The organism is Methylobacter svalbardensis, assembly GCF_037671525.1.
GTDB classification, from domain to species: Bacteria; Pseudomonadota; Gammaproteobacteria; order Methylococcales; family Methylomonadaceae; genus Methylobacter_A; species Methylobacter_A svalbardensis.
This window is the reverse complement of record NZ_JAWPOH010000001.1, coordinates 157,773-164,623: the sequence shown is the minus strand read 5'-3', so window position 1 is coordinate 164,623 and position 6,851 is coordinate 157,773. Positions and strand designations below refer to the sequence as shown.

Here is a 6,851-nt window from a genome sequence, read left to right as displayed (position 1 = left end):
CTGGAAGCTTTATGAAGGATGGGGGCGTGAGGCCAAACAATTGGATGAAGAAGGATCAAGCCGAGGCCTGATCCTGAGTCTGTTGTTTGACCATTGCCTCCTCCTTCACCCAGAGCAGACTGCCCGCGTATACCGTAGGCAGTCTGCAAAGAAAATCTCAAATGGAGGTGCTGATTGAATTTATCAAAGCCTTGTTAGTAGATAAGAATCCTGCGGCTAAGCTCAAAGAATTGGCTGGACTTATTGATGAGGTTTTTCAGTTAATGCCTTCTGGAAAACATATGGTTGGGAGGGATTTGGGGCGTTTAGGGTCGACGGTTTCGCTACAGTACCGTGCTGCTGGATAATTTTCCAAGAATCAGGCTGCAAAAAATTTAAAAACTTGAACATCGAGTATCAATATTATGATGATGGTGTTTTAACGCGTGCGCAAATCACTGAAGATGATGAAGTTAGGGAGATTCACTTTAATGCATTGGGCGAGATGGTGTGACTCGACAAGGAAACAGCTTGCACGACCACACAGTCCCAAGCTCGAGGGACATGGTTGGCGGTTTTGTTTTTGAGGGTTACCTTATTCCCTGTACGCCAAACGATACCCTATGCCCGCCTCGGTGAGCAAGTAGCGCGGGTGAGTGGGATCTGCTTCGAGTTTCCGCCGCAATTGCCCCATGTAAATCCGTACATAGTGGGCATGCTCCACGTAGGCGGGTCCCCAAACATCCCGCAATAATTGTCGATGAGTCAACACCTTACCCGCATGACGGATCAACACGGTCAGCAGCCGGTATTCGATGGGGGTCAGATGAATTTCCTGTTCGCCGATATGCACACTGCGTCGGGATAAATCAACCTGTAAATCGCCGACGCTAAACAGCGTTTCGACGCTGTCTCCTGCAAGCCGTGTAGCATGCCGCAACGATACGCGAATGCGCGCCAGCAGTTCGCCTATGCTGAACGGCTTGGTCAAGTAATCGTCCGCTCCGGCATCCAGCGCGGCAATCTTGTTGCTTTCCTGACTCCTGGCCGACAGCACGATGATCGGCACGGCGGACCACTCGCGAACCTTGCGGATCACCGCTATGCCGTCCATGCCCGGCAAGCCCAGGTCGAGAATGACCAGCTCCGGTTTGCGGGTACCGACTTCTACCACGCCCCGTTCGCCGGTTCCGGCCTCAATCACCTGAAATCCCTGCACGCTCAGGCTGGTACGCAAAAACCGGCGGATTTGCGGGTCATCCTCGATAACCACAATGACGGGTTTAATGTTATTCATCTTGCAACTGCTCCGCTGCCAGTTGCGGCGGCGCTTCATCTAACGGCAGCAGAAAAAAGAATTGCGCCCCGCCGCCCTGCCGGTTAGCTGCACCGATAACGCCGCCATGCGCAATAATGATAGCCTTGCATATAGCCAAGCCCAGACCGACGCCGCTTTGCGTGCCCTCACGGTGTACCCGATAGAATTTATCGAACAGTTTTTCCTCTTCTCCCGGCGGTATGCCTGGGCCTCGATCGGCCACCGTCACTTTTAGGGTATGGGCGGATAGTTCGGCGATAATGTCGATGGGGCTGCCCGCCGACGTATATTTGCAGGCATTTTCCAGCAGGTTGACCAGCACCTGTTCGATCAGCACCGCATCGACGCGCACCAAACAGAGCCCATCCGGCAGTTTGGCATTGACGGCGCGCCCTTCAAGTTGCTTGCGCATCCGTGTCAACGTTCCACCGATTATTTCATCCAGCGGATACCATTGCCGGTTCAGCGACGCTTGCCCTGCATCCAGGCGAGCCATATCCAGAATATTATTGGCCAGATTCGACATGCGTAGCGCTTCGTCATAGATGGTCAGGCTCAGTTCTTGTCGATCCGAAGAGGCAAGCTGGGCATCCTCTTCCACCAAGGTGCTGGCTGCGCCGACGATCGATGCCAACGGCGTGCGTAAATCATGGGAAATGGCGCTGAGCAAAGAATTGCGCAGGGTTTCGGATTCCATGCGCAATTGCGCCTGCTGCGCCTCTTCGGAGAGACGCACCCGTTCAACGGTTTGGGCAATCTGGCTGATAAAGGTATCCAATAGCCGACGCTGTTCCGGCAGAAATACCCGGCGCAGATTGGCGGCGCGCAACACCAGCACACCGATCACGCCGCGAAAACCGGACATAGGAAAAAACACCGCGTTGGCTCCGGGCAAGGTATCGGTGCCTTGTCCTGCCATCTGTCCGTGGTCATAAACCCACTGCGCCACGCTGAGATCGCAATCGCGCAAGGATTCCGGCACGGGCGGGTCCAGCGGGTAGACGATCCGGCCGTCATCGGTGGGAAACAGCAAGACGCTGGCGCCGCCGAATTCCTCCTGAATATGACGCGCGGCGATTCTGGCCGTATCCGCCACAGTGCGACTGGCCGCCAGTTCTTCACTCAGCGCGTAAAGAACATTGGCGCGCCGTTCCCGATGCGAAGCAACCTTCGCCTGGGAACGCATATTGCTGGTCAGATGGCTGATAATCAACCCTACCACCAGCATAATGACGAACGTCACCAAATACTGCGCATCGGCAACCGCAAAGGTATGAACCGGATTGACAAACAGAAAATCGAACGCGGCAACGCTCAGTACCGAGGTCAGGATGGATGCCTCACGGCCGAAGCGGGCCGCCATAAAAACCACGCCCAGCAAATAAACCATGACCAGATTCGCCAATTCGAATTTCCCTGACATTATCCAGGCAAGCGAGCTGGTGCAAGCGGTCATACCCACCGCCCAGCCCCAATTTAACCAGCGCCGCTTGGCGCGCCCCCAGGGATAACTCGACCGCAGCCCTTTGGCCCCCGGCCTCTCTTTCGGCGTTTTTTGCTCCGAGGTGTCTTCGCCGCGCGGGCTGCCCAGTAAATAGACATTGATGTTATGGGCTTTGGTGATCAGGGTGTCCACGACCGAGCCCAGCAGCCAGCGCTTCCAACCCCGGCGACGGGGTTTGCCCAACACGATTTTGGTGACGTTGCGGTTTTTGGCAAATCCCAGGATTTCTCGGCTCATGTCCGGGCCTGACAAGGTCACCGTTTCGGCACCCAGCTGTTCGGCAAAACGCAGTACCCGCAATACCTCGTCGCGACGCTCGGCAGGCAGGCGTTGCAGCTCCGGCGTTTCCACGTAGGCTACGATCCAGTGCGCATGAAGGCTGGTAGCGAGTCGCTTGGCGGCGCGCACCAGCCGCTCGGCGATAGCATTGGGGCCTATGCAAACCAATATCCTGTCCCCAACCTGCCAAACATCGCGTATCGAGTGGTCGTCCCGGTAGTCCTGCATTTGCGCATCGACCCGGTCTGCGGTCAGGCGCAAGGATAATTCCCGCAACGCAATCAGATTGCCTTTGCGGAAGAAATTGCGCATCGCCCGCTCCGCCTGTTGCGGTACATAAACCTTGCCTTCCTTGAGCCGCAGCAATAATTCATCGGGCGGTAAATCAATCAATTCGACCTCGTCCGCCAGCTCGAATACCGTGTCCGGCACGGTTTCCCTAACCTGCACGCCGGTGACCTGACCGACATCGTCGTTGAGGCTTTCCAGATGCTGGACGTTCAGCGTGCTGTAAACATCAATCCCGGCATTCAGCAATTCCTCAACATCCTGCCAGCGCTTGGGATGACGGCAGCCGGGGGCATTGCTGTGCGCCAGCTCGTCCACCAAGACCAGGACCGGGCGGCGTTTCAGCGTGCCGTCCAGATCGAACTCGCGCAGCACCGTACCCCGATGTTTCACCAGCTTGGGCGGCAGCACATCCAGGCCTTGTAGTACCGCGACGGTTTCTTGCCGCTCGTGAGTTTCCACCAGCCCCACCACCACATCGACGCCTTCAGCCCGTTTGGCTTGAGCCGCCAACAGCATCGCGTAGGTTTTGCCAACGCCTGCTGCCGCGCCGAAAAAAACCTTGAGACGGCCGCGTCGTCGCTGGTTTTCCTCGCGTTCTACACGGGCAAGCAGGGCATCGGGGTCTGGGCGCGTGTCGTCCATTAGCGAGTCCGGGCTGGATTACCACTCGTTCCCACGCTAGAGCCTGGGAACGATACTAATCCATTATTCATAGCGCTGATCCAAAGCCAGATTTAATTTCAGCACATTAACACGAGGTTCACCCAATACTCCCCATTGCCGGGTTTCCGTGTAACGATCAACCAATTCACGCACGCTATCCGGCGACATCTGTCTGGCTAGTGCGACGCGGCTGATTTGATAGGCCGCCGCCGCAGGGCTGATATGCGGATCAAGCCCGCTGGCCGAGGCGGTCACCAAGTCCACGGGTAACGCTTCCGAATGGCTGGGGTCTGCATCGCGCAACGCTTTGATGCGCATCTGAACAGCGTCTATCAGTGCGGGGTTGGTAGGCCCTTGATTGGAGCCGCCGGAGGCGCCGCCGTTATAGGCAGCAGGCGAAGTCGCCGAAGGCCGTCCCCAAAAATACTCGGGGCGAGTAAACGCCTGACCGATTAATTCGGAACCGAGCGGCTGTTCTTTGCCGCCGAGCAAGCTGCCGTTTGCCTGGCTGGGGAACACGATTTGTGCGCTGAACGTGACTGCCAATGGATAGGCGATGCCGGTCAGCACGGTAAAAAACAATAGCATCAGTATTGCGGGTTTGATTTGCTTGGTCATTGATGACTCCTTTATTTAAAACGATAACGCAGTTAAGCCAAGATCGATCAATTTAATACCGACAAACGGCACGATAACACCGCCGCCGCCGTAAACCAGCAAGTTATTGCGCAGCAATGTCTCCGCGTTTTGCGGCCTATAAGTCACGCCTTTCAAGGCCAACGGAATCAAGGCGACGATAATCAAAGCATTAAAAATAACCGCCGAAAGTATCGCGTTGTCCGGGCTGCTAAGCCCCATGATATTCAGCGCGCCAAGTTGCGGATAAGTGCTGGCGAACGCGGCCGGGACAATGGCGAAATACTTGGCCAGGTCATTAGCCAGACTGAACGTGGTCAACGCGCCGCGCGTCATCAGCATCTGTTTGCCGGTTTCAACGATTTCGATCAGCTTGGTGGGATTGGAGTCGAGATCGACCATGTTACCGGCTTCCTTGGCCGCCTGGGTACCCGAATTCATCGCCACCGCCACATCGGCCTGAGCCAAGGCAGGGGCATCGTTGGTGCCGTCGCCGGTCATCGCCACCAGACGGCCTTCGGCCTGCTGTTCGCGGATCAGCTTGAGTTTGGCTTCGGGCGTCGCCTCGGCCAAAAAGTCGTCGACACCCGCTTCAGCCGCAATCGTCGCCGCCGTCAGGCGGTTATCGCCGGTAATCATGATCGTTTTGATACCCATATTCCGCAGCTCGACAAAACGTTCCTTAATACCGCCCTTGACCGTATCTTTCAGCTCGATAACCCCCAACACCTGCCCGCCGTCGGCAACCAGCAGCGGCGTGCTGCCGCGCCGCGCGACAATATCGGCGATTCGCACAGCTTCCTCGGGAAATTTTACTTGTTGAGCTTCCACAAAGCCGCGTATCGCATCCGCAGCGCCTTTACGAATCTGGCGCTCGCCGATATTGACGCCGCTCATCCGGGTTTGCGCGCTAAAAGCCACAAACGTCGCCCCCAGCTCGTGAATTTTGCGCTCCCTGATTGCAAATTTCTGCTTGGCAAGAATAATGATGCTGCGGCCTTCCGGCGTTTCGTCTGCCAGCGTCGCCAGTTGCGCGGCATCGGCCAATTCTTTTTCGGTGGTCTCGCCGATCGGTATAAAAGCCGAGGCTTGGCGGTTGCCCAGAGTAATCGTGCCGGTTTTGTCCAGCAGCAACACATCCACATCGCCTGCCGCTTCAATGGCCCGCCCCGAGGTGGCGATAACGTTTTTCTGCATCATCCTGCCTATGCCTGCAACCCCGATAGCGGACAGCAAACCGCCGATGGTGGTAGGAATCAGGCAGACCAGCAACGCCACCAGCACGGTGATCGACACCGGCGTACCGGCTTTGGCAGTTTCCACACTGTAGATAGAAAACGGCAGCAGGGTTACGGTGGTCAGCAGGAAAATCAGCGTCAAAGCCACCAGCAAAATGGTCAGCGCGATTTCATTAGGCGTTTTTTGCCTTGATGCGCTTTCCACCATCGCAATCATGCGATCCAGAAACGCTTCGCCGGGGTTGACCACGACCCGCGCCACCAGCCAGTCGGACAATACCCGCGTACCGCCCGTTACCGAACTGAAATCGCCGCCCGACTCGCGAATCACCGGCGCGCTTTCGCCGGTGATCGCGCTTTCGTCGACACTGGCCGCGCCTTCGATGACTTCGCCGTCGGCGGGAACAAAATCGCCCGCTTCAATCAGCACGATGTCGCCGCGCCGTAATGTTGTGCTGGCGACTTTGGCATAGTCTGTACTGTAACTCGGTTGATCCAGCTTCTTCGCCATGATGTCGCGCTTGGCGTTGCGCAATGACGCCGCTTGCGCCTTGCTGCGGCCTTCGGCGACACTTTCCGCGAAGTTGGCGAACAATACCGTAAACCAAAGCCAGAAGGTCACGCCAAACATGAAGCCGGTAGGTGCATTGTCCCCGGAAAGCAGCGCCCACAGCCATAGCCCGGTGGTCAGCAAACTGCCGATATAGACCACGAACATCACCGGGTTTTTCCATTGTTGCTGGGGAGCCAGTTTGCGTAACGCATCGCCCAACGCATTTATCAGAATTTCACTGCTGAGCAGTTGGTGTTTATGGTTTTTTTTGCTCATCGACTATTTACCTTATTGCTGAAATTTATATTCGCCACGAAGAACATGAAGTTTTAAATATTTTTCCACGAAAAGCACGAAAGACACGAAAAACCAGGCAGAACCGCATCTATC

At 56.2% G+C, this 6,851-nt stretch carries 5 protein-coding genes; 1 reads left to right on the top strand and 4 read right to left on the bottom strand.

Annotation, left to right across the window (positions count from 1 at the left end; translation table 11 throughout):
• Nucleotides 1-161: 161 nt before the first annotated feature.
• The gene (locus RW114_RS00855; protein ID WP_340120825.1) at nucleotides 162-347 is read left to right on the top strand and encodes a hypothetical protein; all 186 of its coding nucleotides are present in this window, start codon (nucleotides 162-164) and stop codon (nucleotides 345-347) included.
• A gap of 227 nt (nucleotides 348-574) precedes the next feature.
• Here the strand turns inward: RW114_RS00855 and RW114_RS00850 are convergent, their stop codons facing one another.
• The 4 genes from RW114_RS00850 to kdpB form a co-directional block, all read right to left on the bottom strand.
• Nucleotides 575-1,276, bottom strand: coding sequence for a response regulator (locus tag RW114_RS00850; RefSeq protein ID WP_340120824.1), 702 nt, complete (start codon nucleotides 1,274-1,276; stop codon nucleotides 575-577).
• Complete coding sequence (locus RW114_RS00845; protein WP_340120823.1) at nucleotides 1,269-4,013, bottom strand: DUF4118 domain-containing protein; 2,745 nt, start codon at nucleotides 4,011-4,013, stop codon at nucleotides 1,269-1,271. The genes RW114_RS00850 and RW114_RS00845 overlap by 8 nt, the downstream gene beginning before the upstream one ends.
• A gap of 63 nt (nucleotides 4,014-4,076) precedes the next feature.
• Nucleotides 4,077-4,652 carry a potassium-transporting ATPase subunit KdpC gene (kdpC, locus tag RW114_RS00840; protein ID WP_340120822.1) on the bottom strand — a complete coding sequence of 192 codons (576 nt, stop codon included), beginning with the start codon at nucleotides 4,650-4,652 and terminating at the stop codon, nucleotides 4,077-4,079.
• Between the two features lie 15 nt (nucleotides 4,653-4,667).
• Complete coding sequence (kdpB, locus tag RW114_RS00835) at nucleotides 4,668-6,737, bottom strand: potassium-transporting ATPase subunit KdpB (RefSeq protein ID WP_340120821.1); 2,070 nt, start codon at nucleotides 6,735-6,737, stop codon at nucleotides 4,668-4,670.
• Nucleotides 6,738-6,851 lie beyond the last annotated feature (114 nt).